Genomic DNA, 26216 nt, shown 5'->3' on the forward strand with positions numbered 1-26216 from the left:
GGGCCCCCCCGGTGTTTTTGTTCGGGGCGGGGGGGGGGGGGGGGGGGGGGGGGGGGGGGGGGGGGGGGCGGCCCGGCCCCCGGGCGGCCCCCCCCCCCACGGCACTCATTGTCCCTTCCGCTGCCCCCAAGAGGTGCCCGGATGACCGCCGAAACCCTGTCCCTTCCCACCGATCCGCGCCCCGCCGACATCCCGGCCCGGCTGCCGGCCCCCGGCACGTACACCGCCGATCCCGGCCGCTGCGTCGTCGAACTCACCGCCCGTCTGGGGCCCCTCGTCACGCTGCGCCGCCGTCTTACCGCGTCGGAGGCGACACTTGTCGTCGGCACCGGCACCGGCACCGGCGACCTGTCCGGCCTCCGCCTCGAACTCGGTGGCGGTCCACTCCGGCGGTCCCCGCTCGTCTTCGCGAGCGACCGCATCGATTCGGCCGAACCGGCCGAACCGGCTGACCCGACCGGACCGGCTGACCCGACCGGACAAACCGACGCCAAGGACCGTCTGAACTTTCCTGGCGAACTGTCCCTTCGCGGTAAACCCGTCCCCGCCGCCCTGGCGCTGCGTGTCGTCGAACACGCCGACGACCGGTTGCTCGTCACCGGAACCCTGCGCGTTCCCTACCGCCTCCTGCGCGCCGCCACCGGTTTCGCCCTGCCCCGATCCCGCCCCGCAGACCAGTTGCGTCTGCTCGTCGCCGCGGAGTTCACGTGAGCACCCCCGCCCGAAGGACCACCCCCGCCCGCCGGTCCCGCGCCACCGTCCTCATTCGCGTCCTGCTCGCCGCCCAGGTCGTGGCCGCGAGCACGCTGATCGCGGCACCCGCCACACCCGCGCACGCGGCGGGGTATCAGGTCGCCATGTCCGGATCCGCCTTCTCCCCCCGTATGCTCACCGTTCCGGCGGGCTCCACCGTCACCTGGACCAACCGGGACACCGCGCCGCACGACGTCAAGAACTCGTCCGGCGCACCGGCGTTCCACTCCCCGATGCTGAACAAGGGCGGTAGCTGGAGCCGGACCCTGGCCAACGGGGGTACGTACGACTACCTCTGCACTGTGCACCCCGGTATGACCGGCCGGCTGATCGTGAAGGCGCCGCCCGCCGCACCGACCACTCGTCCCGCGACCACCGCGCCGACGCACAACCATGAGACGGCCACCCCCGCCCCGGTCACCCCCAGCCGGGCCCCCGGCGGCGCGCCCAGCGCCTCATCGGACAAGAGCCATGGGGCGGGGCACGCGTCGCCCTCGTCCGCCGCTTCCGGTTCGCCGTCACCGACCACTCCCGGGGAGAATACGGCTCAGAATCCGGATCGGGACCCGGAGCAGGATCCGGTATCGGCGGCGGGGCCGACCGAGGCGGTCGGCGCAGCCCGTCCGCTGAACCCGCTGCTCCTCCTCACCGGTGCCGTCGCAGGGGTCTCGGTCCTCTGCCTGCTCCTGGTGAGTTCCCGCCTGGCCGCGGCGCGACCGGAGACGGGAGACCCGAAGGGGGACAGGGCTTAGCCGTACTGCCCCGTGAACCTTGATGATCCGCCCCTCGGTACGGGTCGGTGTCCGGCGCGGACTGGTGGTGGGGCCGGGAGGAGCGGTCGGCCATCCCGGCCTCGCCCAGCAGGGCCGGCCGTCGGCTACGACGCAGCGGGCCGGACGCACCCCACCGTGATCACTGTCACCAACCTCCGTGGACAGAACACCAAGTCGTACGCTTGTTGTCATGCAGCGACAGTCAACGACCAGCCCGCTCCTCTCCCTGCCCGGTGCCGTGGCCGCCGAAGGTCAGGACGAAGGTGTCGCCGCGCACTACGGCGATCTGTTCCGGGAGCAACGCGCGCTCGCCGACGGCAAGGGCCTGGTGGACCTCTCGCACCACGGGGTCGTCACCGTCACCGGGGAGGACCGGCTGAGCTGGCTCCATCTGCTGCTCACCCAGCACGTCAGCGAGCTGCCCGCCGGCCGGGCGACCGAGGCGCTGATCCTCTCCGCGAACGGCCACATCGAGCACGCGCTGTATCTCGTGGACGACGGCGAGACGGTGTGGGCGCATGTCGAGCCGGGCACGCAGGAGGCGCTGATCGCCTACCTGGAGTCGATGAAGTTCTTCTACCGCGTGGAGGTCGCCGACCGCACGGACGACTTCGCCGTCGTCCATGTCCCGGCCGGTTCCATCGCCGAGGCGCCGGACGGTGCCGTCGTACGGGAGACGGCGTACGGCCGTGACATCTTCCTGCCGCGCGCCGACCTGGAGTCGTACGCCCTGCACAACGGCCCGCCGGCCGGGATCCTCGCGTACGAGGCGCTGCGTATCGAGAGCCACCGGCCCCGGCTCGGCTTCGAGACCGACCACCGGACCATCCCGCACGAGCTGGGCCTGATCGGCAGCGCCGTCCATCTGGAGAAGGGCTGCTACCGGGGCCAGGAGACGGTGGCGCGCGTCCACAACCTGGGGAAGCCGCCGCGCAGGCTGGTCTTCCTGCACCTGGACGGCAGCGAGGTGGTGCTGCCGGGGCACGGTACGCCCGTACGGCTCGCGGCCGACGGCGAGGAGGGCCGCCAGCTCGGCTTCATCACGACGTCGGCCCGCCACCATGAGCTGGGGCCGATCGCGCTGGCCCTGGTCAAGCGCAATGTGCCGCTGGACGCGGCGCTGATGGCGGGGGCCACGGCGGCGGCACAGGAAGTGGTCGTGGAGGCCTGAGCCGCCCCGGCCCTTGCCGGATCAGTCCCGCCGGATCGGTCACATCTCCAACTGCACCGTGAACGGGCCGTGGTTCGTGAGCGAGACGCGCATGTCCGCTCCGAACCGGCCCGTCTGTACGCTCGCCCCCAGATCGCGCAGCCGTGCGACGACCTCGTCCACCAGCGGTTCGGCCACCGCTCCCGGCGCTGCGGCGTTCCAGGTCGGCCGGCGGCCCTTGCGGGCGTCCCCGTAGAGAGTGAACTGGGAGATCACCAGGAGCGGGGCGTTCACCTCCGAACAGGACCTCTCGCCCGCGAGGATCCGTAGTGTCCAGATTTTTCGGGCCAGTTGGGCCGCCTTCTCCTTCGTGTCCTCATGGGTGACTCCCACCAGCACACACAGCCCCTCGCCCACGATCTGCCCGACCGTCTCGGTCCCCGACCCGGTCACCACGGCGACGCTCGCGCCGTCGACTCTCTGCACCACTGCTCGCATACGGACCAACCCTATCCAGGCGCTGCCCTACGCCCATCCAGGGCCGAACGGGTGCAGATCGCCTGCATGTGCACGTGCAGGAGTGGCACGATGCACGCAGGCGGAGCGAGGGGAAGTAAGCGCGCATGAGCACATCTGGTGCATCTGGCGCCGGGCAGTCGCCCGGTCCTGTACCGATCATCGGCAGTACGGCCTCCGGCAGGAGAGCCGGTGCCGGCGCGGCGACGGTCAGGCCTCCGGCGCAGCGGGCACGGGGCGGTGAGAACGCCCTGCGGCTGCCCGAGTTGCGCGCCCTGCGGCGGGACGCGACGCGCGACGAGGCCGACCTCAGCTATCTGCGGCGGCTGCTTCAGGGTCGTATCGACATCCTGCGGGCGGAGCTGGCGCGCCGGGCGGCGCCCGAGACGCCCGTCGTGGACCGGCTGTCCGAGATCCTGGCGGACACTCCCTCCCCGCACCGGTCCTCGGCCCGGCATGTGACTCTTTCCACACCGCGGAACGAGGAGTTCCGGCTGCTGGCCGCGGAAGCGCTCGCCGAGGTGGAGCTGTCGGACCTCGCGGCCCGTACGGATGAGGAGTTGCACGCCGCGATGGGGCGTCTTGTCCGTCATGAGCAGCAGGTTTCGCAGCGCCGGCAGGTGCTCCAGCGGACGGCGGACGAGTGCAGCGCGGAGATCGCGCGCAGGTACCGTGAAGGCGAAGCCCAAGTAGACGACCTGCTCACGTAATGCCGTGGCTGCCTTCCGGAGCGGTCCGCGCCCGGAAGGCCCATTCATGACGACTCGCAGGACCACGACCAGAACGACGAGCAGGATCACCGCCGACGTCGGCTCGGACGTCGGCTCCGGTGTCGGCTCCGGCCCCGTACCGCGCCCCGGTCCGGCCGCCGTGTCCCCGGTCCTGGCCGAGGTCGTGCGGTCCGGCTTCGTGGAGGGCAGACACCGCGGCTCGCTGGTGCTGCTCGCAGCCGACGGCAGCGTGGAGTTCGCGCTCGGCGACGTCGCCGCGCCGGTCTTCCCGCGCTCCAGCAACAAGCCCCTCCAGGCCGCCGCCGTGCTGCGCGCCGGGGTCGAACTGTCCGGTGAGCGGCTGGCGTTGGCGGCGGCCAGCCATTCCGGCGAGGACTTCCACCTCGATCTCGTCCAGCGGATGCTCGCCGATTCGGGACTGACGGCGGACGATCTGCTGAACCCGGCCGACCTGCCGCTCGACCGGGTCGAGGCCGAGGCGTATCTGGCGGCGGGGCGGGTCAGGGACCGGGTCACCATGAACTGCTCGGGCAAGCACGCGGCGATGCTGGCGGCCTGCGTACGCAACGACTGGCAGCTCGGTACGTATCTGGAGACGTCCCACCCATTGCAGCGGCTTGTCGCCGAGGTGGTCGAGGAGACGTCGGGGGAGCGGGTCACGGCGGTCGGTACGGACGGCTGTGGCGCCCCGCTGATGGCCATCAGCCTCACCGGCCTCGCCCGCTCCTTCCGCCACTTCGTGATCGCCGAGCCCGGCACCCCAGAGCGTCGGGTCGCGGACGCGATGCGGGCCCACCCGGAGTATGTGGCCGGCACACGCAGGGCCGACACCTGGCTGATGCGTGAGGTGCCGGGCGCGCTGGCGAAGATGGGCGCGGAGGCCGTGCAGGCGGTGGCGCTGGCGGACGGCCGCGCGCTGGCGTTCAAGGTGGACGACGGCGGTCTGCGGGCGCTCGGGCCGGTGCTGGCACGGGCGTTGGGGCGGCTGGGGGTCGAGGGGCCGGTGGTGACCCGGATCGGGCGGGCGCCGCTGCTGGGTGGCGACGCGGAGGTGGGCGAGGTGCGCGCGGTGTTCTGACCGTGCGCTGTGTCGCTGGCGGGTCGGGGGAAATCGGGAGGACTTTCCGCCCCTCCTGTGTTTAGCGTACGGAGCATGGCCATCGACGTCCGTTTGATCAGCGAATCCGAATTCCCCGACTGGCTCCGCGCCCTGAACACCGGCTTCCTCAGGCCGCCCGCGGTGACCGAGGAGGACATCGCGGACCGCAGGACGTACATGGACGCGCGCCGCACGCGGGGCGCGTTCGACGAAGGCCGCTGCGTGGCGACGTACCGCACCTTCCCGCAGGAGCTGACCGCCGTCGGCGGCGCCCGGCTGCCGGCCGACGCGGTCTCCAACGTCACGGTCTCGGCCACGCACCGCCGCCGGGGGCTGCTCAGCCGCATGATCAACGACGGTCTGGCGGAGGCGAAGGAGCGCGGCGACGTCGTGTCCACGCTGATCGCGGCGGAGTACCGGATCTACGGGCGGTACGGCTTCGGCCCGGCCGCCTGGATCACCGACTGGTCGATCGACGTGCACCGCGCCGGCCTGGACCCGCGCCGGTCCGGACAGCCGGACGACGGCGGGCGGGTCGACCTGGTCGACGGGGCGGAGGTACGGAAGCTGGGCCCCGAACTGCACGACCGGCTGCGCTCCTTGAGGCACGGCCTGGTCAGCCGCGACGAGCGCTGGTGGCGGGTCTTCACCGGCACGGCGACCTCGCACGGCGCACCGTGGGTCGAGCCGTTCCACGCGCTGTACCGCTCCGCGTCGGGTGAGGTCGAGGGCCTGCTGACCTACCGGGCGGACGAGGTGTGGGGCGATGCCAAGCAGCCGCTGAACACCGCGACGGTGGTGGACGCGATCGCCGTGACGACGGCGGCGGAGCGGGCGCTGTGGGGTTACGTCTGCTCGGTCGACTGGATCGGTACGGTCCGCACCGGCTACCGCGCCCCCGACGACCTGCTGCCGTTCTTCCTCCCCGACCCGCGCGCGGCCGGGATCGTCACGCAGGCGGACTTCCTGTGGGTGCGGATCCTCGACACCGTACGGGCGCTTGAGTCCCGTACGTACGCGGCCTCCGGCACGCTGGTGCTGGACATCCACGACCGCTCGTCGCTCGCCTCGGGCCGCTACCGGCTCGACACCGACCCCTCCGGCACGAGCTGCGCGCCGACCACCGAGTCGGCCGATCTGACGCTGGACGTCCGGGAGTTGGGGGCGCTGTACCTGGGTGACGAGTCGGCGGTCCGGCTGGCGGCGCTGGGCACGGTGACGGAGGAGACACCGGGCGCGGCGGCGCGCACGGACGCGCTGTTCCGCACGTCCCGACGGCCTTGGTGCCCGGACATCTTCTGACGGGTCGGCTCCGACGGGTGGGGCGGGGTCAGCCGGTACCGGGTCGCATCAGCAGCAGGGCCAGTATCACCGCGCCGATGCCCGCGCAGGTGGGGTTCTTGGCCTTCACCCCGATGGTCAGCAGGATCAGCGCGACGATGCCCATGGCACCGAAGTGCCAGGCGACGAGCTGTTCGAAGCCGACGGCGAAGGTGGCGAGGACGAGGGCTACCAGGGGCATGACGGTTCTCCTTCGGGCGGACTGCCGGGGAAGTAAGCCGATCAACTCCCGTACAACTTTGTGTAGTTGACTGTATTGTTCATGCCCGCTCGTAAGTACATTGCAAACTTGTGTAGTTGTATGTCTTTTAGTCGGGCAAGGCCGGACGAGTTCGGAAGGTTGTCCGACCCATCTACACGCAACTGAACCGTGGTTGTACGGTTGCGGGGTGGTGCATCGAGAGTCAGGTCACGACGAACCCCGGTACCGGTACGCGACGATCGCCGACGGTCTGCGTGCCGCGATCAACCGCGGCGACTTCCGCGCGACCGGACGGCTTCCGACCAACGAGGAGCTGGTGGAACGCTTCGGCGCGTCCAGGTCGACCGTCCTGAAGGCGCTCGACGTGCTGCGCGAGGAGCGGCTGATCGAGAGCCGGCGCGGAAGCGGGACGTTCGTGGCCCCCGGACTGCCCGGCGGTGCGGCGCCCGCGGAGGCGGAGGGTGAGGCCGTCGCCTCGGAGAGCGTGCCCGCGGTGATGCTGGGGCCGTCACTCGACAAGGCGTTCAAGGCGCGCGCGGTGACGCTCGACGTGTATTCGATGACCACGGAGGTGCTGGCGAACCGTATCTCCGACCAGGCGCAGCGCATCCAGGAGGACCGTACGACGCCTGCTCCGTCGAGCATCACGGCCCGTCTGATGCTGCCGGACACCCGCGCCAGGCTGTGGGTGCCGAGGAATGTCGACGATCCCGACGACCCCCGGCCGCTCCAGCGGCTTCAGGGCATCCTCTACCGGAGCGTGTCGCAGATCCGGCAGGCGCTGTTCGATCTCCAGGCCAAGAATCTCGTCCCGGAGGTAACGGTCGACGTCAGGGTCGTGTCCTCGATTCCCGACTTCAAGTTGTACATCCTGAACGGGAATCTGGCCCTTCAGGGGCTCTACGAGATCACGGAGCACGACGTCATGTGGGAGAAGACCGGGGAAGTGATGACGATCAAGGACGCGATCGGTCTTGGGTCGGCCTCACTGCTGCATCCGTACCGTGCGGGCGCCGACTCCGCACCCGGCTCGGGCTCCGGCCATGACTCCGGTTCCGGTTCCGCGTCCAGCCGGATGGGCTTCGTGGTGCGGGCGCAGAAGTTCTTCGACTCGCGCTGGGAGCACCTGGCGACCGAGGCGGACTTCTGACCGTGGTTTCTCTCCCGCAGGCTTCCTCCGGCCGGCACCGTGCTCTGAAGCGTCTGCTCAGCGAGGCGAGATGCGTCGTTCTGGATCTTGACGGGCCGGTCGTACGGTTCTTCGCCCGGCCCGACGGATCGCCGGACAGCGTCGCTCCCGCCATCGCCGCCGAACTCCTCGACATCGCACGGGTCAACGGCACCGTCCTGCCCGAGCTGGAGGGCGTCGAGGACCCTCATCGGATCCTGACGGCGCACGACCGGCACCCCGGCACCGGCGCATGGCGCAGGGTCGCCCTGGAGATGCGCGACACACTCGACAGCGCGGAGTGGAAGGCGGCGGAACACGGCACGGAGACCGACGGCGCCACCGATTTCATCCGGGAGTGGCGAAGACTGGGCCGGCATCTCTCCGTCGCCTCCAACAACCACCCGGTCGCGGTCACCCGCGTCCTGGAGCGGCTGGGCGTACTCGACAGCTTCGACGGTCCGGTCATCGGCCGCGATCCGGACACCCGGCTGATGAAGCCTCATCCGCACGCGCTCCGGCTGGCGATGGTGCCGGCGGCGGGGGGGCCCGAGCGGCATGTGATGGTCGGCGACTCCCGGTCGGATCTCGCCACGGCCCGGGCGGTGGGCATGCCCTTCATCGGCTACCACCGCAAGCCGGCCGCACGGGAGTCTCTCGCCGCGGCGGGCGCGCCCGTGGTGATGGAGTCGATGAGGGAGCTGCTGGCCGCGCTCCCCGGCTGAACGCGCTTGGTTGAGGGCAGGATGGTGGACAGAGGCGCCGCTTTCGTGCCCCTCCAACCCGACGGACGGAGCGAGGACCCACCCGAACATGACCGACCCGGTATGACAGTTGACGCGGTGTCCGACGTACGTCGGCGGGCGGTCGGGTCGAGTGGCGGAGGCCGTGCGGTCGTAGGACCGCTCACGGGCTACCACCACGAGGCGTACGCCATTCCGCTCCCACAGGGGAACGCGCTCGGTGGCCGCTATGACCGGGCCAATCTGCGGGTTCCCGGCCGGGGATACTCTGGTTCGACCGTCGGGACCTCGCCTCGGAGGGCGACCTCCTGATGGCGCTGCACGGCCGGATCGACCGAATACCCGAAGTCGTACGGATCGAAGGCGACGCCGTCCTGCGAGGTTTCATCGAGGGCCGGACACTGGGATCCGGATGGCCGGGCGGCCGACCGCTGTTCCGGCACCACCTCGGCCAACTCGGCGTCTTCTTCAACCAGTTGGCCTCCGTCGACCCGTATGCCTTGGAGGCGCGCGGGTCCTCGCGGCGGAGTCCCGGGAGGACGGCACCGGGCCGAGCGCGCGGCGGCTGTCGGCGGTGGCATGGCGGATCCAGCGCGTCCTGGACATGGCGCGTGACGCGATCGGCGGCCGCGGTGCCGCCGTCACTCCGGGGACGGCGGGCCGAAGGGGTCGACGGCGTCGACAGGGGGAGACTCCTTCGCGAGGTGGGCCCTCGGCTTACACCCGGCGAACGGCCCCTCGGGTCCCGCAGATTGTTCATCACAGGGACCAGATAGCCGCGGTGCCAGTTGGCGGGCCCGCACAGCCCGGCGGTGCGACCGGTCAGCTCAGCCCCGTCACCGTAGTCGGTCTCGCCTGTCCGTGACGCCGTAGCGCCTTCGTCAGGCCGGAGCGTGCGGCGAAGGCGGGGGCGGCGGTCCCGGAGGCGGCCCGAACGGGTCGAGGGCGTCGACGGGTGGCTTCTCCTTCCCCCGGTGGGCGCCGGGCTTGCAGCCGGCGAAGGGTCCCATCGGGTCCCGCAGGGAGTTCATCACCGGTCCCAGATAGTCACGGTGCCAGTTCGCGGGCCCGCACAATCCGGACCCAGGACCGGTCAGGTCACCCCAGGCGAGCCACAGGCCATGCATCTGGGCGACAGCCTCCGGGTGTTCCCACCAGCGGGAGCACCAAGGGGCCGTGGAAGTGATCTCGCGGCCGTAGACGGGCAGCAGCACATGGTGGGCCCACAGAGTCAGCTGCCGCAGGGTGCTGGCGTATTCGAGCCCTCGCAGATAGAGGATGAACTGCGGTGGGTTCGGGGGCTTCTCCTGGGGAGCCGCGCCTTCCGTCTTCGCGTCGGTCTCCTCGAGGGGAGCGGTGCCCCGCTTGTCGGCGGAGACTTCGACGGTCTCAGTGGACATTGGCTGTCCTGCCTTCTCTCGGCGGCTTCAGTTCGGATGCGGGGACAATACGTACACGTACCGCATGTGGTTCACCGGATCACGCTCGCTGTAAACGGGCGTTCCAGCGATATACCCACCCGCTCCGTATGGCCTTCATGACGGAGGTGCCTCCGGTGATGAACCCTGTACTGGGACGTCCGGCGAAGCGGATCAAGCCCCCTGAACACCCTTTCCCCGTTGCTCAACCACCGGCAGGGTGGTCCCGGCTCCTCGTACCGCCGGCCCGTCGGCAACCACCCCAAAGCTGCTGGTCACCGAGCAGATCTTGGTCGAAGGGCCACGAGACGACGACTGCATCTTGTCAACTCTGAGGTAGCGCGGATGCGAAGAACGGGGATCCGAGGCCGAAAGGTGGTGAACCGAAACCTCGTCAGGAACGTAGTGATCGTCGACCGGAGAACGTATCCGGTCGACGACGCTGCACTTGGCGCCGCCGCCAGGCTCCGTAGGGAGAATCTCGCCCCCGAAAGGAAGGGTGAAATGGGCACACCAGCACAACCGCGCGATGGCTCACCTGATTCAAGGAACAGCAGTAAGGATTCCTGGCACAGCGCCGCTGAGTCCTTCACGGCCGTGCGGCTTCACAGGAACAATACGTTCACGCTGTCAAGTGATGAGGTTCCCCAGACGGCGCCACAGGTTCACGAGGGCGCCGTTGCCGCTGTTTACGTCGTAAACAGCAACAAAGACAACAAGAAGAACCCGGGAGAGTTCTTTACGATCGACGAAAGCAGCCAGATCGCTCGCTGGAGCGAGAGTGCGGGCAAGTGGGTCTCGCAGCAAGTCAAGAAAAACGGGCGGCGCGTCATAAGGGCCTTGATCGATGCGGCTCCAAGCCTGATCCAGGGATCTCAGGTCATGACGTCGAACGAGACGGCCAAGCTCGGCCTGAAAGCGACGGGAACCCTTGCCGGAGCGATCCTGGGGGCCCAGGGACTCGTAACCGAGCTTGATAATCACCGAAAAGGTAAACCGGTCGACTGGGTCAACGTGGGCTCAGACGTTGTGCGGCTAGGGGCCGGGGCGGCGGGCGGGTACGGCGTATTGGGGCCTCAGGATTCCGAGGTCACCTCGACGGTCGACGGAGCGGGAGTTTTTGCGGCCGGATTGGCGACCGGCGTTAGCACGATGCATCATCAGGAAGAACACAAAGATCCTGCGAAGCTGAAGGACGAAGAACAGGGATTGGGGGTGATGGAGTGGCCCGTGCACTACGAGCCGTACGCCAAGTACATCTATAACAATGGCGATGAGCGGTCCATGTCGGCGGTTACTATGCGCCTTTCGGACGGTTCTACGGTTGAGGCAGACCCGAAAAATGACCGTTGGCTTGAGTATTACACTGAGCAATACATCGCCAATGCGAAGCAATCCGATCAGGTCGCCGAATACGCTACCGGCCTTGCCACTGGCAGCGCGAGTGCCCAGCAGGCCGAAGCCGAATCCAGCCACCAGTGGCCCGCGCACTACGAGAAGTACGCCGAGCACATCTATAACAATGGCGATGAGCGGTCCATGTCGGCGGTTACTATGCGCCTTTCGGACGGTACTACGTTCGAGGTAAACCCGGAAAAGGACCGTTTGCTCAAGCAATACACTGAGCAATACATCGCCCTTGCGAAGCAATCCGATCAGGTCGCCGCCCACGCTTCTACCGGCCTTGCCACTGGCAGCGCGAGTGCCCAGCGGGGCGAAGCCGAATCCAGCAACGTGGTGCAGAGGAAGGGGAAGCAGAAAGCAGCCGGTCCGTCCCGTTAACACAATGAGTGGACCTGGCGGTGGGTGATCAGGCAGCAGGCGAGCTCGAGGAACGCTTCGTGGATGTCGGCTCGGGCTTCCCAGCGGATGCGGAGTCGTTCGAAGCCATGCAGCCAGGCGGTTGGGTCGGCCGCGCGGCGAGGTGCCTGCCGTGGCAGGTCCTGTTCCGCGCGACCTCCCGCCGAACCGGACATGACGGTTTCCCGGTCATCCGGCTCTCCAGTGACTACTGCGTGAGTGATTTGGCAGGCCGTTTTGAGTGGATGCGGCCATGGCAAGTGTCGCAGGCCACTACCGTCTTGCGACGCCGATGCAACATGACGCGCGCCCAGCGGTTTCCTGTTCTTCCGCTCGATACGTGCCTCGAAACAGACTCGGGGCCCGTTGGGGGTGTTGATTCGGCCCTTGTGCTTGGCGGCCATCTTCGACACCGACGAACGGTGCTTGGCCGCAAGGGTCTTGAGTATGGATGTCTCCATGACCCATCGCAGCCGATGCAGCCGGAAGACATCTCCGGCAAGCAGGTAGTACTGGGCTACGCCCCCGGTAAACGGCCCGGAACGTCGCAACGATCGCGTGATCACTGCTGTTGATCAGAGCCTTTCCCTTTGCGGGTTTCCGCGGGCAAGATATGGGGCGCACTTGGCTTTGATCACGTCCCGGGGAACACGGAGCGCGATCTGACCGTTGAAGCGTCGGTAACGGCCGGTCTTCTTCGTGTCATTGTGCTGGATCGTGATCTCGTAACCGAGAAATCGCGCTGCCCCGGTGCGGGCATGAGTGATCAGAGTCTTGTCCTGGGACAGCTCCAGCCTGAGTTCATCACGCAGGAACTGGGCCAGGCGGTGCTTGCTGACGCGCTGTGGTCGCACCGGTGCTCGTGGGCGGCCTGCTCGCGCCGGTCGATGTCTCCGGTGGCCGGGCCGGGCTCGACCTGGCCCCGGGGTGAAAGTCGCGGTGGTCTGTGACGTGGCGGACCACCAGTGAAGAGCTGACGCGGTCGGTTGAGTCTGCACGGGGCGGAGAGCATGGAAGAGGCTCGGTTCCTGCTCGCTCTGGACTTCGTCGGCGAGGTGATGGACGTTGTTTCGCAGCCGTTCAGGATGCGCTTCGGCGGAGCCGTCCGAGAGCGGCCACACACCCCGGACTACCTGGTGCGCACGAGGACCGGCGGATCCAGCGCGTCCTGGACATGGCGCGGGAGCCGCTGGGGCTCGTCTCCGTACCGACGCCCCGACAGATCGTGTCCGCGTACCGGCACTCGCTCACGCCGTACGGTTCCTGAACAGCCGCCCCGACAGCCCCAGTGCCGCCAGCAGAATCCCCGTGCACCAGGCCAGCGCCACCCACGGGTCCGAGCCCACCGGCTGGTCCAGGAGGAGGCCGCGGAGGGATTCGATCACCGGGGTGACCGGCTGGTTGTAGGCGAACGCGTGGATCCAGTCCGGCATTGTGTCGATCGGGGCGAACGTGCTGCTCGGGTAGGTCAGGAACATCATGAAGAACGAGAACGCGCCCGCCGCCTCCGGGGACTTGGTGAGCAGTCCCACCGCCGCCGCCAGCCAGGAGATCGCCACGATGAAGGCGAGCAGCAGGCCCGCCGCCGCGAGGGCGGCCGGGAGGGTCGGGGACGGGCGGAAGCCGATCAGCAGGGCCACGGCGAGGACCAGGACCGTCGAGACGGCGTTGCGGACGGTGCTCGACACGACGTGGCCGGCGAGGATCGAGGCGCCGCCGACGTCGAGTGAGCGCAGCCGGTCGATGATGCCGCCCTTCATGTCCTCGCTGACGCCCACCGCCGTGCCGGAGGAGCCGAAGCCGGCGCAGAGGAGCAGGACGCCGGGCACGACGTAGGAGACGTACGACTCGCCCGTACCGGTCCTGATCGCGCCGCCGAAGAGATAGACGAAGATCAGCATCAGCATGATCGGCAGCATCAGCGAGGTGAAGATCGCGTCCACGTTGCGGCTGCTGAGCCGGATCGAACGGGCCGTCATGACAAGGGAGTTGTTCAGCGCCCGGCCGGCCGGGGACATCGTCGCGGCGTCAGACATGGGTCGGCTCCTTGGTGGTCTTTCCGCGGCCGGTCAGGGCCATGAACACATCGTCGAGCGTCGCGCTGTGCACGGCGAAGCTCACGACGTCCCGGCGTCGCGGATCGATCTCGTCCAGCAGCGCCCGTACGTGCGTCGCCGAGCCGTCCGTCGGCAGGCCGAGCGTGAGCGTGTCGGGCGACCGGTGTACGGCGAGGGGTTCGAGGCGTTCGTACGCCGCCGCGTCGGCGGCCACCAGGTCGAGCCGGTGGCCGGAGACCCGGCCCTTCAGCTCTGTCGCGGTGCCCTCGGCGACCAGCCGGCCGCCGTCGAGCACGGCGATACGGTCCGACAACTGGTCGGCCTCCTCCAGGTACTGGGTGGTGAGGAAGACCGTGGAGCCACCCGCCGACAGACCGCGGACCACCTGCCACAGCTCTTGCCGGCTGCGCAGGTCGAGCCCGGTCGTCGGCTCGTCGAGGAAGATCACCTCCGGTTCTCCGACCAGTCCGGCGGCGAGATCGAGCCGCCGCCGCATACCGCCCGAGTAGGTGCCCGCGAGCCGCCGCCCCGCGGCCGTGAGATCGAACCGCTCCAGCAGCTCCGCGGCCCGGCGGCGCGCCGCAGGGCGCGACAGGCCGCCGAGGCGGGCCATCATGCGCAGGTTCTCCTCACCGGTCTGCTTCTCGTCGACCGAGGCGAACTGGCCGGTCAGGCTCACGGCCCGGCGCACCTGGCGCCGCTGGGTCCGTACGTCGTAGCCCGCCACCGTGGCCGTGCCGGCGTCGGCGTCGGCGAGCGTGGCGAGGATCCGTACGGCTGTCGTCTTGCCCGCGCCGTTCGGGCCGAGCAGGGAGAAGACCGTGCCGCGCTCGACGGACAGGTCGATGCCGTCGAGCACCTTCACGCGCTCGTCGCCGCGTCCGTAGGACTTCTCCAGGCCGGTGGCTCTGATCATGACCGCCGCTCCTCCGTCGCACTCTTATGCGTATAGCTTACGCTTGATGTGTAAGGGTTACGCATAACTAGGATGGCGTCAAGCGGGAGCGTGAGCGGGGGAAGGCGGAGGCGGAGACGTGACGGAAGACAACGGCGGCACGGGGCTGCCGCCCAGCATCGAGGCCGCCTGGGGACTGCGCGAACGCCCGACCAAGGGGCGAAAGCCCGCGCTCAGCCTCCAGCGGATCGTCGACACGGCCGTCACCGTCGGCGCGACCGAGGGGCTGCCCGCGGTCTCGATGGGCCGCGTCGCCAAGAAGCTCGGCGTCTCGCCGATGTCGCTGTACCGGTACGTGGCGGCCAAGGACGAGCTGTACGTGCTGATGCAGGAAGCGATCATCGGCGATCCGCCGGCGCCGCCCGTGCCGGGTACCGACTGGCGTACGGCGATGGCGGAGTGGGCGTGGGCGATGCGCCGGATCTGTAACGAGAACCTGTGGGCGCTCCGTATCCCCGTCTCCAGCCCGCCCGCCACACCCCGGATGGTGGCCTGGTGGGAGTGGGGGCTGGTGGCACTCGGGGGGACCCGGCTCGACTGGGGCGAGAAGCTGTCGGTGATTCTGATGGTCAACGGCTATGTGCGGCACGAGGCGACGCTGATGGCCGACCTGGCCGCCGCCGTCACGGCGAGCGGCAGGTCGGCGGAGGACGTGCTCGCCGGATACGGGCGCACGATCCAGAAGCTGGCCGACCCCGCGCGCTTCCCGGCCGTCGCGGAGATGCTGGCGGCGGGGGTGATGGACGTACCCGACGAACCGGAGAGCCCCGACTACGAGTTCGCGTTCGGGCTGGAACGCATGCTGGACGGCATCGACGTGCTGGTGCGGGAGCGGGGCGGGGACAGCGGTGTTGCGTAAGGTGCGGGAGTGGATCTCTTTCTGACCGTGAACGGGCAGGTACGGGGCCGTCGGACCGCTTCCGGCGTCGTCGCGGTGCTCGGCATCCCGTACGCCGCACCGCCGTTCGGCCCCGACCGCTTCAAGGCGCCCCGGCCCGCGCCCGCATGGCGGGGCGTGCGGGACTGCGTCGCCTTCGGGCCGGTCGCGCCGCAGTCCGCGGAACTGCCGGGCGCGCCGGCGTGGTCGCCCGGCGACGAGGACGTGCTGAGTCTGAACGTGTGGACGAACACGGACGGGAACGGGACGGCGAAGCGGCCCGTGCTCGTCTGGATTCACGGCGGCGCCTACACCTTCGGGTCGTCCGCCCAGCCCGACTTCGACGGTACGGCGCTGGTCCGCGCCGGACTGGTCGTCGTCACCCTCAACTACCGGCTCGGCTTCGAGGGCTTCGGCCACATCCCGGACGCCGACGGCTCCGACTTCCCGGACAACCGAGGGCTGCTCGACCAGATCGCCGCCCTGGAGTGGGTGCGCGACAACATCGCGGCCTTCGGCGGCGACCCCGCCAACGTCACCGTCGCCGGGCAGTCGGCGGGGGCGACGTCCGTCGCCTGTCTGACGGTGATGGAGCGGGCGCGCGGGCTGTTCCACCGCGCCGTCGCCCACAGCCTGGTCGGCCCGGTCTACTCGCGCCAACTCGCCGCCGACACCACGCGCCTGGTGGCGGACGCCGCCGAAGTCCCGGTCACGGCGGCCGGGTTGACGGCTGCCTCACCGGACGATCTGGTCCGCGCCTCCGACCGGGTGGCCGACCGTCTGCGCGCCGACCCCGCGGCGGGCCCGCGCTACTACGACCCGGTGCTGTACGGCCCGGTCGCCGACGGGGTCCTGCTGCCCGCCGACCCCCTTGCCGTCGATCCGGCGGACCGCGCCGATGTCGATCTGCTGGTCTGTCATACGACGGAGGAGTACTGGCTGCTGGACGCGGTCGGCAGCAGCAAGAAGATCTTGACGGACAGTGAACTGGGCACGTTCGCACGGGACTTCGGGCTCCCCGGCGATCTCGTACCGGCGTACCGGGCGCTGCGCCCGGACGCGCCGGTGCTCGACCTGTATCTCGCGATCTTCGGCGACATGTCCTTCGGCGAGTACAGCAGCCGCTTCGCCGACCGGCACGCCCACGCGGGCCGCAGGACGTATCTCTCCCGTTTCGCCAGGAAGCGCGTCACGGAAGGCGGAGTCGTACGCCCATGGCACTGCGCCGACATCCCCTTCACCTTCGGCGTTCTGGACGCGCCCGAGGTCGCCTTCCTCATCGGCGGCCCGCCGACGGCCGAGGATCACGAGTTGTCGCGTCGCATGGTGCGGGCGTGGGCGGACTTCGCCGCGACGGGGGAGCCGGGCTGGGGGACGGACACCGTACGGATCTGGGGCGCGCAGGACGAAGGAGACGAGGAGGACCAGGGGGACCAGGGGGACACGTACGACGGCTTCCGCGCCGCGTGGCGCAGCGCCGACTACGCGCGCGTGCACCCCTGACCGCCCTGACAGGATGGGGCGCATGACCGAGATCCGTACGCCCCGCCTCCTCCTCCGCCGCTGGACCGACGACGACCTCGCCGCCATGGCCGAGATCAACTCGGACCCGCGGGTCATGCGCTGGATCGGCGACGGCTCGGTCCGCGACCTCGACGAGACGGCCGAGGACATCGAGCGCTGGGAGGAGGAGTGGGACGAGGAGGGCTTCGGGCTCTTCGCGATCGAACTGCTCGCCTCCGGTGAACTGATCGGCTTCGCGGGCCTGTCCGTGCCCGGCGACGACCTGCCCGAGCTGCTGCCCGAGGTGGAGATCAGCTGGCGGCTCGGCGCTCCGTTCTGGGGCCAGGGTTACGCCTCCGAGGCCGCCCAGGCCGTTCTGGAGTTCGCGCTCCAGGACCGGGGCCTGGAGCGGGTCGTCGCCGTCAACCGGCTGGGGAACGAGCGGTCCGAGAACGTGCTGCGCAAGCTGGACATGGTCCTGGACCGCGAGACGAAGCACCCGGAGCACGGCTTCGCGCTGACCGTCCACTCCATCGACCTCACCGAGTACGAGGCCTGAGCACCTCATACGCCACCACGAACGCGGCCACCAGCAGCCCGGCACCGACGCCGAAGGCGAGGTGGTAGCCACTGGTCAGCGCGCGGCGGTCGCTGTGGTCGCGGCAGTCGCGGCCCGGCGGAAATCGGTCGGGTTGGTGCCGCGGACCCGTTTGAACGCCGCGCTGAACCCGAACGGGTCGGAGTACCCCACGGTGCGCGCCACGTCCGCGACCGTCGCGGCCCGCTGCTCGACCAGCAGGTCCGCCGCGAGCGTCATGCGCCAGCGGGTCAGATAGGTCAGGGGCGGCTCGCCCACCAGGTCCGCGAACCGCTTGGCCAGCGTCGCACGCGACACCCCCGTACGCTCGGCCAGCGCGGCGACCGTCCACGGCGCCGCCGGTTCCGCGTGCAGCAGGCGCAGCGCGTCGCCGACCACCGGGTCCCGCTGGGCGGCCCACCAGGCCGGGGGTTTGCCGCCGGGCCGGTCGAACCACTCGCGCAGCGTGCAGACCAGCATCCAGTCCAACAGCCGGTCGAGTACGACCTGCTGGCCCGGTGTGTCGACGGCGGCCTCGGCGGCGAGGTGGTCCAGCACGGAGTCGGCCGCGCCCCCGGAGCCCGCGCGCAGGACGACGGGCAGGGCGTCCAGCAGCCGTTGGTTGATCTCCCCGCGCACCGGATACGCGCCGACGATCAGCGTCGTCGCACCGGTGTCGGCACCGGGGTAGCCGCTGTTGTCGTCGTGCCAGCCGAGCCGGTGCCGGGTGCCGCCCTGGTCGGGTGTCGCGCAGTGCTCGCCGCACGCGACCGGTTCGGCCGTGGTGCCGACCTCGTCGACGAAGGTGAACGTCGCGGGGCCGCGTACGACGACCGTCTCGCGGGCGCGAAGCGGCTCGGGCGGCCGGCCCTCCGGCACGATCCAGCCCGCACCGGTGAGGACGGTGCACAGCGTCAGCGGCGCGCCGTCCACGAAATGCAGCGACCAGGGCGGGGAGAGGGTCGAGCTGCCGAACAGCGAGCCGTGGGCCCGCACCCCACGGATGAGGTCACTGAACACGTCCATCTCAGCGAGATTAGACGATGACACATGCGATCCGGCTTCTCGCCCATGGATTCGTCCGAGCGGCTGCCGTTGAATCGCTGTCATGAGCAACGACACCACCCTCGTCCTCGGCGCCACCGGCAAGACCGGCCGGCGGGTCGCCGCCCGGCTGCGGATGCGCGGCACTCCCGTGCACGCCGCCTCCCGATCCAGCAGTACCCGGTTCGACTGGTCCGACCCCGGCGGCTGGGACGCGGCCCTGCGGGGCATCGCCGCCGTGTACGTCGTACCCCCTACCGTGCCCGGACCGGTCCACGACTTCGTGGCACGGGCCGAGGCCGCCGGTGTGCGGCGGCTGGTCCTGCTCTCCGGGCACGGCTCCGACACCTGGGGCGACTCCACGTTCGGGCTGGACATGCGCTCCGCCGAGGACGCCGTGCGCGCCTCCGCGCTGGAGTGGACCGTCCTGCGGCCGTCGAACTTCAACCAGAACTTCGACGAGGACGTCTTCCACGCCCCGTTGGCGGCAGGGGAGTTGGCGCTCCCGGCCGACGCGGTCCCGGAGCCGTTCATCGACGTGGACGATGTCGCCGACGCCGCGACCACGGTGCTGAGCGAGCCCGGCCGGCACGCCGGACGGATCTACGAGCTGACCGGCCCGCGCGCGATCACCTTCGCCGAGGCCGTCGAGCTGATGGCCCGAGCGTCCGGGCGACCCCTCACGTACCGGCGGATCTCCGTCGCCGACTACGCCGCGACGCTGGTCAAGGAGGGCTTGAGCGAGACCGACGCCCACCATGTCGCCGAGATGTTCGTCGTGATGGAACGCGGACTGATCGCGGCGACGACGGATGACCTCGCCACCGTCCTGGGCCGGGCGCCCCGGACCTTCGAGGAGTACGCGGTGCGGGCCGCGGCGGCGGGAGCGTGGGGGCGATGACCGGCCCGACGAACACCCCGACGAGCGGCGCCGACGCCGGTTCGCTGACCGCCGAGGACCTCGAATTCCTCCGACGCCCCCTGCACGGCTTCCTGTCCGTGGCCGGGGGCCCGGTACCGCCCCAGCCCCGGCCGGTGTGGTTCGAGGCCACGGCCGAGGGCACGATCCAGCTGTTCACCGGCCCGGACACGCTCAAGGTGCGCCGCCTGCGCCGCGACCCCCGCGCCTCGATCGTCGTGGCGGCCCCGGTCGGTGAGACCGAGCGCTGGCTGTCGGTCGCCGGACGCACCACGGTGGAACCGGGCGGAGCACAGGACCTCTGCGCCCGTCTGGCCGCCCAGTACTGGGATCTCGCCGACCCGGCCCGCGCCGACGCCCTGGCCGGGATGCTGGCCGCCGACTGGGTGCGGCTCGTCATCCACCCGGAGAGCGTGAGCCGCTATCTGAACCGGCCTTCGTGACGCGACGCGTGATCGGCCAGCACCTCCGCGATCACGTGGCGCGCGTTCGCCGCGATCGACGGGTTCGTGTGCAGGTAGTACGGCAGCTGGATCAGCGCCATCGACAGTGCCCAGCCGCGACCACGCGCCCAGGTCGCGTCGTCCGCGTCCAGGGCGGCACGGAAGCCGTCCCGTACGCCGGCCGGGAGGAGGTTCCAGGCGGGGATCAGGTCGGAGGCGGGCTCGCCCACGCCTGCGGTGCCGAAGTCGATGACCCCGCAGAGCCGGCCGCTGTCGCCGTCGATCAGCAGATTCCCCGGCATCAGATCGGAGTGGACCCACACGGGCGGGCCCTCCCACTCGGGCGCGCGCAGGGCGGCTTCCCACGCCGCCGTCGCCGCGTCGGTGTCGACGATCCCGCCGAGCGCCCGGAGCTGTGCGAGCGCGTGGCGCGTCTCGTCGTCCTCCCCGGACAGCGGTCCGCCCCGGTAGGCGGGTGGCGCGTCGGTCGTCCCGATACGGCGCAGCGCCAGGACGAAGTCGCTCAAGTCCGTTGCCAGCGCACCGGGTTCGGTGAGCCGCCCGGCCTCCGGGTGCACCCCGTCGAGCCAGCGGTTGACCGACCACGGCCACGGGTACCCCTCGGCGGGTCTGCCCTCGCCGAGGACGACGGGGATGGGGACGGGCAGTCGCGGGGCCAGCCGGGGCAGCCAGCGGCCCTCCTTCGCCACGTCGTCCACGCCGCCCTCGATACGGGGGAGCCGTACGGCCATGTCGTCGCCGAGCCGGTACACCGCGTTGACGGTGCCGCCGGACGGGAAGGGCTCGACGGGCAGCCCGGCCCACTGCGGGAACTGCGCGGCGAGCAGCCGGCGCACGAGGGCCACGTCGGTCGGTACCTCGTGGGCGTGCATCACGCGGGGTCGGCATCTCGCTCGGCCAGCTCGTACGCGTACGGCAGCAACTCCCGTACCGGCACGGTCCGCAGGCCGCTCTCCGTCTTCACCACGACCTCGATCCGCGGGAAGTAGTCGAGCAGCACCTGCCGGCAGCGCCCGCACGGCGGCAGCACTCCACGTCCCTCGTTCCCGACGGCCACGACGGTGACGAGGTCGTACGCGCCGACGGCCGCCGCCGCACCGATGGTCACCAGCTCCGCGCAGGGACCGCCGGTGAAGTGGTACACGTTCAGACCGGTGACGATCCGGCCGTCCCGGTCGCGGGCGGCGCAGGCCACGGTGGTGGTCGTCGCCCTTGGCGTGGGCCACGACGAGGCGGGTGGCCGCGTCGACGAGTTCGTGGTCGAGGTCTGCTGTCACGCGACGGAACGGTACTCGCGGGTGTGGGGCGGGCCCACCGATATACGGCGCCGGGGGCGCGGCCACCCACCCCCGTCGGGCCCCTGACGTGCGGTCCAGGGCGAAATCGGGTGCCATGACCCGGTCACGGCCGGGTAGCGTGCGGTTATGCCCGGACTTCAGCTGCTCCGCCTCGACCATGTGCCGGCACTGCTCGCCTTCGAGCAGGAGAACCGGGCGTACTTCGCCGCGTCCATCCCCGACCGGGGTGACTCGTACTTCACCGATTTCGCCCAGCGGCTCGGCGACCTGCTCACCGAACAGAGTGCCGGAATCTGCTACTTCCATGTGCTGGTGAGCTGTGACGGTGACGGCGGCGCGACGGACGAGGTGCTCGGGCGCGTCAACCTGGTCGACGTGGCGGACGGCGTGGCCGAGCTGGGCTACCGGATCGCGGAGAAGGCGGCCGGCAAGGGCCTGGCCACGGAAGCCGTCCGCGCGGTCTGCGTGCTGGCCGCCGAGACGTACGGCCTGACGGCGCTGCGCGCGAAGACGACCGACGACAACGCCGCCTCACGCGCCGTGCTGGCGCGTGCGGGTTTCGTGACCACCGGCGCGATCGAACTCAACGGCCGTCCCGGCACGACCTACATCCGCACGCTGAGCTGAGCACCCAGCTCCTGGAGGCCGAGCCCCACGGCCACCCGCCGCGAGGCGTACGGCCGGGCCCGCCACTGCGGCAGCAGACCGGCGACGAGCGCGTGCGACACCGCCGCCGAGGCGACGATTCGGGCCAGCCCCCGGCCCCGGTGGTGCGGTGAGACCAGGACGCACATGTGGGCGACCGACCGCGGCCAGGTCAGATAGCCGGCCGCTGCCACGACGTCACCGTGCGTGCGACGGCGGAGCAGGAACGCCGGTGAGGTGATCTCGTCCAGACCGCTCTCGTCCGCGTCGGCCGTCCCGGCGGCGGCCAGCAGCGCGGTCAGCGCGGGGGCGTCGCTCGCCGCCCGCTCGACGGTGACGCCCGCCGCGCCGGGAAACGCGGGCACGAACGCGTCCCGGCCCCGGCCCTGACCTCCGTAGAAGAGGGCGGCGGGCCCCAGCACGTCGAGCACCGGGGCCGTACCGCCGCTCAGTGCCTCGCCGAGCCGGACCGGATCGACCAGCTCCGCGTACGACAGCTTCCCCACCGCCCGCCCCAGCGCCTCGGCGGTCCGCGCGTCCGGCGCGGTGGCCAGGGCGGCGTCCCCGATCCGTACGATCCCGGCCCACCCCGGCGGACAGAGCAGCGACCCGGGCGCGACCACAACGCTACTGGGGGTGGTGAACCCGGCCGGGACACCGGCGAGTTCGGTCCACAGCGTCCGTGCGTGGGTCACTGCCGAGGCCCTGCCGCTCTGGTGGTCCATGCGGTGACGGTAGGACGGAACAGCGTCGTCACGCGACCGACTTAGCATCGCGGACATGAGCACCGAACCGTTCCGTATCAACATCCCGCAACGTGACCTGGACGATCTCCACGACCGCCTCGACCGCACCCGCTGGCCCGACGAACTGCCGGGGGCGGGCTGGGCGTACGGCATTCCGCTCGACCAACTCCGGGCGCTGGCGCACCACTGGCGGCACGGGTACGACTGGCGGGCCGCGGAGGCGGAGCTGAACCGGTGGCCGCAGTTCACCACCACGATCGACGGGGCGAACATCCACTTCGCGCACATCCGCTCGCCGGAACCGGACGCGACGCCGCTCATCATGACGCACGGCTGGCCCGGCTCGATCGTCGAGTTCGCGGACGTGGCCGGCCCGCTCACCGACCCCCGCGCGCACGGCGGCGACCCCGCCGACGCGTTCCATCTGGTGCTGCCGGGCATTCCCGGCTTCGGGCTCTCCGGGCCCACGCGCGAGACGGGCTGGGAGTTCCGGCGGGTCGCCGCCGCGTTCGGCGTACTGATGGAACGTCTCGGCTACGAGCGGTACGGCACGCAGGGCGGCGACTGGGGAGCGGCCATCTCCCGTGAGCTGGGCCGAATCCGGCCCGGCGAGGTCGTCGGCGTACACCTCAATCTGCTGCCGGGCGGCGGCCAGACCCATGAGCCGACCGAGGCCGAACTGGCCCCGTTGAGCCCGGACGAGCGCCGGCGCACGCGGGCGTCCTGGGAGCGGGGGCGGGAGTTCGCCCGCGACCGCCAGGGGTACGCCGACATCCAGTCGACGCGCCCGCAGACCCTGGCGTACGGCCTGACGGACTCGCCGGTCGGTCAACTGGCCTGGATCGCGGAGAAGTTCCACGAATGGGCCGACACGACGGACGGTCGCCCGTACGGCGCCGTCGACCGCGACCGGCTGCTCACGAACGTGATGCTGTACTGGCTGACCGGCACCGCCGGCTCGTCCGCCCGCATCTACTACGAGCGGGCGCACGCCGCCTACTGGGGTTCGCCGCCCGACCCGTCCCCGGTCCCGACCGCGCTGGCCGACTTCGCGCACGACAACTTCATCCCGCTGCGCCATATCGCGGACCGGACGAACAACATCACGCGATGGACCTCCTACGACCGGGGCGGCCACTTCGCGGCGATGGAGGTGCCGGAGCTGCTGGTGGCGGACGTACGGGCGTTCTTCCGCGCGCTCGGGGGACGGGGCTGACGGGAAGGCGGTCGTCCAGGGGATCAAGCGGGGCGGGACCGCGTACGGGCGACCGCGTCGATTGCTTCGACCGCGGCACGCCGGGGGCCGCTCAGCCCGAGGAAGTCCGTGCTGTCCGCCCACTGATCCACCCCGCCGGTCAGCGGCAGCCCGCGCAGTCCGGGATCGGTGACGGTCGCCGCCACCGCCCGCGCGAGGCGTTCGGCGTGCAGGACGAGGAACGGCCTGTCGTGGTACGGCCGGCGCGCCGGGTCCACCGGCTCCGCGAGCCCCGTCGCGTTCTGGAGCGCGGCCACGTACTCGTACGCGTCACAGAGATGCCGCTCCCGCTCCGGATATTCCGTCGCCGCCAGGGCGCCCGCCAGCGACGGCGTCAGTTCCCCGGCGACCGTGAGCCGCCCGAAGGCGCTGCCCAGCCACTTGCCGTACGGGGCGTACGTCCGCTCCAGCAGCAGACACAGCCGCATCAGGTCACGCACCAGCCGCCCCGCGACGACCGCCGACCCGAGCGCGTCGCCCGCCTCCGCGCAGCGGCCGACGAAGGCCTCCTCCTGGGAGATCCGCTGCCACTGACAGGCCAGCAGATAGCGCCACACCTGATCGGGGTACCACGCGAGCCGCGCCCGCGCCGCGTCGAGCGATCCGAGCCCGTCGTGGAACACCGCGCCGCCGGTCACCTCCGCGAGGCGCTGCTGGGGCATCGCGAGCCAGTCGCGTACGGACGGCTCCGCCGTCGCCGTCACGGCCGTGGCGGCCACCCCGAGCTGGGTCCCGAGCCAGTCGCCGAGGTCATCGACCGAGACCCGGTGGTTGACCGCCCCTTGCGTCAACTCCATCTGGCCGATGGGGTCTTCGGGGTCGTGGTGCCGGAAGTGCGTGGGCCAGCCGCGTATGTGCTTCGGCAGCCGTTCGGCGAGCAGCCGGCGCAGATCGGCGCCGTGCTCGGCGGCCTCGCCGGGCGTGAGGAACAGATTCAGCCGGGGTCCCCACTCGTGGTCGGCGGACCTGGCCGTGTCGAACCCGAGCACCTCGGACCCGGAGCCGACGCGTGCGGCGGCGTACCGCAGGCCCGGATAGGCGTGGTCGAGGACGGGCCGTACCGCCTCCTCGTACAGGATCCGTGACAGTTCGAGACCGGGGATGAATGCGGCGCGGGGGCTGTTCACGGGCTCACTGTGCCGGAGCGGGAGGGAGCCGGCCACGCATTATGCGGGGCGGCGGCCGGGTTGTGCGGGTAGATGGCCGGGACCGTCCGGGGCGGGTGGAAGTGGCGGTGCTCGACGCGTGAGGGCACTCGTGGCATTTTCAGACAGGCGTTCAGCCGCCGGGACGCGGAAGAACCTGGACGTCACGACGTCCCTCGGCGACCCTGTCAAAGAGAACCGTTCGCACGGATGGACGCGACTGAGCGCGACCGACAGTGAAGCGAGTGGCTGATATGAGTGAGCACGGCCCTCAGCCGACGGGCCCTTCTTCGGCCGGTACCTGGTGCTGTCTGGGCGGGGGCCGGATCTACACCGAGGCGGACAAGGAACTCGCCGACGCGATCGGTCTCAGCTTCCCCGTCGTCCCGGCGGCGGCCCGCGCCTCACGGGCGTTCCTGGAACGGGTGGTGGACCACACGGCGCGGGCCGGCATCGCGCAGTTCCTCGACCTGGGCACCGGCCTGCCCGTCGAGCCGAACACCCACCAGGTGGCACAGGCCGTCGAGAAGAGCGCGCGGATCGTGTACGTCGACAACGACCCGACCGTCCTCGAACACGGCCGCGCGCTGGCGAACCTGGGAACGCCCGAAGGCGCCGTCGCCTACCTGGACGGCGACGTCCGCCACGTCACGAAGGTCCTCGGCGAGGCCGCCAGGACCCTCGACCTGAACCGGCCGGTCGCGGTCTTGATGCTGTCGATGCTCGGCCACATCGAGGACCCCGCGGAGGCGGGAGAGATCGCCCGGCGCTATATGAGCGCCGTGCCGCCCGGCAGCTACTTCGCCACCTGCGACTCGGTCGATTCCGCCGACATGCGGGCGGCGGCAGCGGCGTACGCGGCGGGCGGCGGCCCACCGATCCACCTCCGCACGGCGGCCGAACTGGAGCTGACCGGCACCGGCCTCGACCTGCTGGCGCCCGTGGGCCCGATCTCCCTCTGGCACCCGGCCGAACCCGCCCCCCAGCCCGTCGACCAGTGGGGATTCGTCGCGCGTAAGCCGTAAGCCGCCGTAAGC

Annotated in this window: 29 protein-coding genes and 2 pseudogenes; 17 read left to right on the plus strand and 14 right to left on the minus strand. The window is 70.7% G+C overall.

The genetic code is table 11. From position 1 onward, the window contains the following. Positions 1–141: 141 nt before the first annotated feature. The 3 genes from ACIBLA_RS23955 to ACIBLA_RS23965 all read left to right on the plus strand — a co-directional run bounded on the left by ACIBLA_RS23955 (position 142) and on the right by ACIBLA_RS23965 (position 2697). Positions 142–711, plus strand: coding sequence for a hypothetical protein (locus tag ACIBLA_RS23955; protein WP_399199812.1), 570 nt, complete (start codon positions 142–144; stop codon positions 709–711). Continuing rightward, positions 708–1505, plus strand: coding sequence for a cupredoxin family copper-binding protein (locus ACIBLA_RS23960; RefSeq protein ID WP_399199813.1), 798 nt, complete (start codon positions 708–710; stop codon positions 1503–1505). The genes ACIBLA_RS23955 and ACIBLA_RS23960 overlap by 4 nt, the downstream gene beginning before the upstream one ends. Before the next feature lie 211 nt (positions 1506–1716). Continuing rightward, positions 1717–2697, plus strand: coding sequence for a YgfZ/GcvT domain-containing protein (locus ACIBLA_RS23965; protein ID WP_399199814.1), 981 nt, complete (start codon positions 1717–1719; stop codon positions 2695–2697). Between the two features lie 39 nt (positions 2698–2736). On the opposite strand, the gene dtd is transcribed toward ACIBLA_RS23965, so the two are convergent. After that, complete coding sequence (gene dtd, locus ACIBLA_RS23970) at positions 2737–3174, minus strand: D-aminoacyl-tRNA deacylase (RefSeq protein ID WP_399199815.1); 438 nt, start codon at positions 3172–3174, stop codon at positions 2737–2739. A gap of 125 nt (positions 3175–3299) precedes the next feature. On the opposite strand from dtd, the gene ACIBLA_RS23975 reads away from it, so the two are divergent. From ACIBLA_RS23975 to ACIBLA_RS23985, 3 genes are all read left to right on the plus strand, one after another. Further along, entirely contained in the window at positions 3300–3902 is a 603-nt protein-coding gene (locus tag ACIBLA_RS23975; protein WP_363241075.1) for an ABC transporter substrate-binding protein, read from the plus strand. Positions 3903–3948: 46 nt separating this feature from the next. Further along, positions 3949–5001: an asparaginase gene (locus ACIBLA_RS23980; RefSeq protein WP_399199816.1), complete on the plus strand. Its 1053-nt coding sequence runs from the start codon at positions 3949–3951 to the stop codon at positions 4999–5001. A gap of 75 nt (positions 5002–5076) precedes the next feature. Continuing rightward, a complete protein-coding gene (locus tag ACIBLA_RS23985; protein WP_363241078.1) occupies positions 5077–6324 on the plus strand; it encodes a GNAT family N-acetyltransferase in 1248 nt (415 codons plus the stop codon). Between the two features lie 28 nt (positions 6325–6352). Here the strand turns inward: ACIBLA_RS23985 and ACIBLA_RS23990 are convergent, their stop codons facing one another. After that, positions 6353–6544 carry a hypothetical protein gene (locus tag ACIBLA_RS23990; RefSeq protein WP_363241079.1) on the minus strand — a complete coding sequence of 64 codons (192 nt, stop codon included), beginning with the start codon at positions 6542–6544 and terminating at the stop codon, positions 6353–6355. A 208-nt stretch (positions 6545–6752) separates the two neighbouring features. Between ACIBLA_RS23990 and ACIBLA_RS23995 the strand changes: the two genes are divergently transcribed. Then, a complete protein-coding gene (locus ACIBLA_RS23995; protein WP_363241081.1) occupies positions 6753–7715 on the plus strand; it encodes a winged helix-turn-helix domain-containing protein in 963 nt (320 codons plus the stop codon). 2 nt (positions 7716–7717) lie between these two features. Continuing rightward, a complete protein-coding gene (locus ACIBLA_RS24000) occupies positions 7718–8458 on the plus strand; it encodes an HAD family hydrolase (protein ID WP_399199817.1) in 741 nt (246 codons plus the stop codon). An 899-nt stretch (positions 8459–9357) separates the two neighbouring features. Here the strand turns inward: ACIBLA_RS24000 and ACIBLA_RS24005 are convergent. Beyond that, on the minus strand, positions 9358–9876 hold the full coding sequence (locus ACIBLA_RS24005; protein WP_399199818.1) for a DUF4913 domain-containing protein: 519 nt from the start codon (positions 9874–9876) through the stop codon (positions 9358–9360). Positions 9877–10398: 522 nt separating this feature from the next. On the opposite strand from ACIBLA_RS24005, the gene ACIBLA_RS24010 reads away from it, so the two are divergent. Continuing rightward, complete coding sequence (locus ACIBLA_RS24010; RefSeq protein ID WP_399199819.1) at positions 10399–11676, plus strand: hypothetical protein; 1278 nt, start codon at positions 10399–10401, stop codon at positions 11674–11676. Here the strand turns inward: ACIBLA_RS24010 and ACIBLA_RS24015 are convergent. From ACIBLA_RS24015 to ACIBLA_RS24040, 6 genes and pseudogenes are all read right to left on the minus strand, one after another. Further along, positions 11673–11795: pseudogene (locus tag ACIBLA_RS24015) on the minus strand (IS5/IS1182 family transposase); the annotation flags it as partial. The gene ACIBLA_RS24010 and the pseudogene ACIBLA_RS24015 overlap by 4 nt on opposite strands. Positions 11796–11902: 107 nt before the next feature. After that, complete coding sequence (locus ACIBLA_RS24020; RefSeq protein ID WP_399199872.1) at positions 11903–12187, minus strand: hypothetical protein; 285 nt, start codon at positions 12185–12187, stop codon at positions 11903–11905. Next, positions 12147–12260, minus strand: a pseudogene (locus ACIBLA_RS24025) (hypothetical protein); the annotation flags it as partial. The gene ACIBLA_RS24020 and the pseudogene ACIBLA_RS24025, both read right to left, overlap by 41 nt. Positions 12261–12269: 9 nt before the next feature. Beyond that, positions 12270–12548 (minus strand): hypothetical protein, encoded by a 279-nt coding sequence (locus ACIBLA_RS24030; protein ID WP_399199820.1) that lies wholly within the window; start codon positions 12546–12548, stop codon positions 12270–12272. Between the two features lie 393 nt (positions 12549–12941). Next, the gene (locus ACIBLA_RS24035; RefSeq protein WP_399199873.1) at positions 12942–13712 is read right to left on the minus strand and encodes an ABC transporter permease; all 771 of its coding nucleotides are present in this window, start codon (positions 13710–13712) and stop codon (positions 12942–12944) included. Positions 13713–13722: 10 nt separating this feature from the next. Further along, positions 13723–14667 carry an ATP-binding cassette domain-containing protein gene (locus ACIBLA_RS24040; RefSeq protein ID WP_399199821.1) on the minus strand — a complete coding sequence of 315 codons (945 nt, stop codon included), beginning with the start codon at positions 14665–14667 and terminating at the stop codon, positions 13723–13725. A gap of 118 nt (positions 14668–14785) precedes the next feature. Here ACIBLA_RS24040 and ACIBLA_RS24045 point away from each other — a divergent pair, with 118 nt between their 5' ends. From ACIBLA_RS24045 to ACIBLA_RS24055, 3 genes are read left to right on the plus strand one after another with little or no spacing between them, the layout of a single operon-like run. Continuing rightward, complete coding sequence (locus ACIBLA_RS24045; protein WP_363241085.1) at positions 14786–15565, plus strand: TetR/AcrR family transcriptional regulator; 780 nt, start codon at positions 14786–14788, stop codon at positions 15563–15565. A gap of 9 nt (positions 15566–15574) precedes the next feature. After that, entirely contained in the window at positions 15575–17086 is a 1512-nt protein-coding gene (locus ACIBLA_RS24050) for a carboxylesterase/lipase family protein (protein WP_399199822.1), read from the plus strand. A 22-nt stretch (positions 17087–17108) separates the two neighbouring features. Continuing rightward, entirely contained in the window at positions 17109–17645 is a 537-nt protein-coding gene (locus tag ACIBLA_RS24055) for a GNAT family N-acetyltransferase (RefSeq protein ID WP_363241087.1), read from the plus strand. 75 nt (positions 17646–17720) lie between these two features. On the opposite strand, the gene ACIBLA_RS24060 is transcribed toward ACIBLA_RS24055, so the two are convergent. Then, positions 17721–18689 carry a cupin domain-containing protein gene (locus tag ACIBLA_RS24060; protein WP_399199823.1) on the minus strand — a complete coding sequence of 323 codons (969 nt, stop codon included), beginning with the start codon at positions 18687–18689 and terminating at the stop codon, positions 17721–17723. 82 nt (positions 18690–18771) lie between these two features. On the opposite strand from ACIBLA_RS24060, the gene ACIBLA_RS24065 reads away from it, so the two are divergent. After that, positions 18772–19608 carry an NAD(P)H-binding protein gene (locus ACIBLA_RS24065; protein ID WP_363241089.1) on the plus strand — a complete coding sequence of 279 codons (837 nt, stop codon included), beginning with the start codon at positions 18772–18774 and terminating at the stop codon, positions 19606–19608. Continuing rightward, positions 19605–20069, plus strand: coding sequence for a pyridoxamine 5'-phosphate oxidase family protein (locus ACIBLA_RS24070; RefSeq protein WP_363241091.1), 465 nt, complete (start codon positions 19605–19607; stop codon positions 20067–20069). Before ACIBLA_RS24065 ends, ACIBLA_RS24070 begins: the two co-directional genes overlap by 4 nt. On the opposite strand, the gene ACIBLA_RS24075 is transcribed toward ACIBLA_RS24070, so the two are convergent. Together ACIBLA_RS24075 and ACIBLA_RS24080 are read right to left on the minus strand one after the other, a co-directional pair. After that, a complete protein-coding gene (locus ACIBLA_RS24075; RefSeq protein WP_363241092.1) occupies positions 20048–20962 on the minus strand; it encodes an aminoglycoside phosphotransferase family protein in 915 nt (304 codons plus the stop codon). The two genes, ACIBLA_RS24070 and ACIBLA_RS24075, sit on opposite strands and share 22 nt — an antisense overlap. Then, a complete protein-coding gene (locus ACIBLA_RS24080) occupies positions 20962–21285 on the minus strand; it encodes a cytidine deaminase family protein (RefSeq protein ID WP_399199824.1) in 324 nt (107 codons plus the stop codon). The genes ACIBLA_RS24075 and ACIBLA_RS24080 overlap by 1 nt, the downstream gene beginning before the upstream one ends. 229 nt (positions 21286–21514) lie before the next feature. On the opposite strand from ACIBLA_RS24080, the gene ACIBLA_RS24085 reads away from it, so the two are divergent. Next, positions 21515–22015, plus strand: coding sequence for a GNAT family N-acetyltransferase (locus tag ACIBLA_RS24085; RefSeq protein ID WP_363241095.1), 501 nt, complete (start codon positions 21515–21517; stop codon positions 22013–22015). On the opposite strand, the gene ACIBLA_RS24090 is transcribed toward ACIBLA_RS24085, so the two are convergent. Continuing rightward, positions 21994–22758, minus strand: a complete 765-nt coding sequence (locus tag ACIBLA_RS24090; RefSeq protein WP_363241096.1) for a GNAT family N-acetyltransferase — start codon at positions 22756–22758, stop codon at positions 21994–21996. The two genes, ACIBLA_RS24085 and ACIBLA_RS24090, sit on opposite strands and share 22 nt — an antisense overlap. Positions 22759–22813: 55 nt before the next feature. Here ACIBLA_RS24090 and ACIBLA_RS24095 point away from each other — a divergent pair, with 55 nt between their 5' ends. Continuing rightward, positions 22814–23995, plus strand: coding sequence for an epoxide hydrolase family protein (locus tag ACIBLA_RS24095; RefSeq protein WP_363241097.1), 1182 nt, complete (start codon positions 22814–22816; stop codon positions 23993–23995). Positions 23996–24018: 23 nt separating this feature from the next. Here ACIBLA_RS24095 and ACIBLA_RS24100 read toward each other — a convergent pair whose 3' ends face one another. Beyond that, positions 24019–25161, minus strand: a complete 1143-nt coding sequence (locus tag ACIBLA_RS24100; RefSeq protein ID WP_399199825.1) for a DUF4037 domain-containing protein — start codon at positions 25159–25161, stop codon at positions 24019–24021. Positions 25162–25433: 272 nt separating this feature from the next. Here ACIBLA_RS24100 and ACIBLA_RS24105 point away from each other — a divergent pair, with 272 nt between their 5' ends. Beyond that, a complete protein-coding gene (locus ACIBLA_RS24105) occupies positions 25434–26204 on the plus strand; it encodes an SAM-dependent methyltransferase (protein WP_399199874.1) in 771 nt (256 codons plus the stop codon). The last annotated feature ends 12 nt before the right edge of the window (positions 26205–26216 follow it).

The sequence above is a fragment of the Streptomyces sp. NPDC050433 genome, assembly GCF_044458565.1.
GTDB lineage: Bacteria > Actinomycetota > Actinomycetes > Streptomycetales > Streptomycetaceae > Streptomyces.

What these genes read in the sequence shown, in the direction of transcription:
- ACIBLA_RS23955 (WP_399199812.1), top strand. Translation starts at nt 142, where the DNA reads ATGACCGCCGAAACCCTGTCCCTTCCCACCGATCCGCGCCCCGCCGAC.
- ACIBLA_RS23965 (WP_399199814.1), top strand. Translation starts at nt 1,717, where the DNA reads ATGCAGCGACAGTCAACGACCAGCCCGCTCCTCTCCCTGCCCGGTGCC.
- dtd (WP_399199815.1), bottom strand. Translation starts at nt 3,174, where the DNA reads ATGCGAGCAGTGGTGCAGAGAGTCGACGGCGCGAGCGTCGCCGTGGTG.
- ACIBLA_RS23975 (WP_363241075.1), top strand. Translation starts at nt 3,300, where the DNA reads ATGAGCACATCTGGTGCATCTGGCGCCGGGCAGTCGCCCGGTCCTGTA.
- ACIBLA_RS23980 (WP_399199816.1), top strand. Translation starts at nt 3,949, where the DNA reads ATGACGACTCGCAGGACCACGACCAGAACGACGAGCAGGATCACCGCC.
- ACIBLA_RS23985 (WP_363241078.1), top strand. Translation starts at nt 5,077, where the DNA reads ATGGCCATCGACGTCCGTTTGATCAGCGAATCCGAATTCCCCGACTGG.
- ACIBLA_RS23990 (WP_363241079.1), bottom strand. Translation starts at nt 6,544, where the DNA reads ATGCCCCTGGTAGCCCTCGTCCTCGCCACCTTCGCCGTCGGCTTCGAA.
- ACIBLA_RS24005 (WP_399199818.1), bottom strand. Translation starts at nt 9,876, where the DNA reads ATGTCCACTGAGACCGTCGAAGTCTCCGCCGACAAGCGGGGCACCGCT.
- ACIBLA_RS24010 (WP_399199819.1), top strand. Translation starts at nt 10,399, where the DNA reads ATGGGCACACCAGCACAACCGCGCGATGGCTCACCTGATTCAAGGAAC.
- ACIBLA_RS24020 (WP_399199872.1), bottom strand. Translation starts at nt 12,187, where the DNA reads ATGTCTTCCGGCTGCATCGGCTGCGATGGGTCATGGAGACATCCATAC.
- ACIBLA_RS24035 (WP_399199873.1), bottom strand. Translation starts at nt 13,712, where the DNA reads ATGTCCCCGGCCGGCCGGGCGCTGAACAACTCCCTTGTCATGACGGCC.
- ACIBLA_RS24040 (WP_399199821.1), bottom strand. Translation starts at nt 14,667, where the DNA reads ATGATCAGAGCCACCGGCCTGGAGAAGTCCTACGGACGCGGCGACGAG.
- ACIBLA_RS24055 (WP_363241087.1), top strand. Translation starts at nt 17,109, where the DNA reads ATGACCGAGATCCGTACGCCCCGCCTCCTCCTCCGCCGCTGGACCGAC.
- ACIBLA_RS24060 (WP_399199823.1), bottom strand. Translation starts at nt 18,689, where the DNA reads ATGGACGTGTTCAGTGACCTCATCCGTGGGGTGCGGGCCCACGGCTCG.
- ACIBLA_RS24065 (WP_363241089.1), top strand. Translation starts at nt 18,772, where the DNA reads ATGAGCAACGACACCACCCTCGTCCTCGGCGCCACCGGCAAGACCGGC.
- ACIBLA_RS24070 (WP_363241091.1), top strand. Translation starts at nt 19,605, where the DNA reads ATGACCGGCCCGACGAACACCCCGACGAGCGGCGCCGACGCCGGTTCG.
- ACIBLA_RS24075 (WP_363241092.1), bottom strand. Translation starts at nt 20,962, where the DNA reads ATGCACGCCCACGAGGTACCGACCGACGTGGCCCTCGTGCGCCGGCTG.
- ACIBLA_RS24085 (WP_363241095.1), top strand. Translation starts at nt 21,515, where the DNA reads ATGCCCGGACTTCAGCTGCTCCGCCTCGACCATGTGCCGGCACTGCTC.
- ACIBLA_RS24090 (WP_363241096.1), bottom strand. Translation starts at nt 22,758, where the DNA reads ATGGACCACCAGAGCGGCAGGGCCTCGGCAGTGACCCACGCACGGACG.
- ACIBLA_RS24095 (WP_363241097.1), top strand. Translation starts at nt 22,814, where the DNA reads ATGAGCACCGAACCGTTCCGTATCAACATCCCGCAACGTGACCTGGAC.
- ACIBLA_RS24105 (WP_399199874.1), top strand. Translation starts at nt 25,434, where the DNA reads ATGAGTGAGCACGGCCCTCAGCCGACGGGCCCTTCTTCGGCCGGTACC.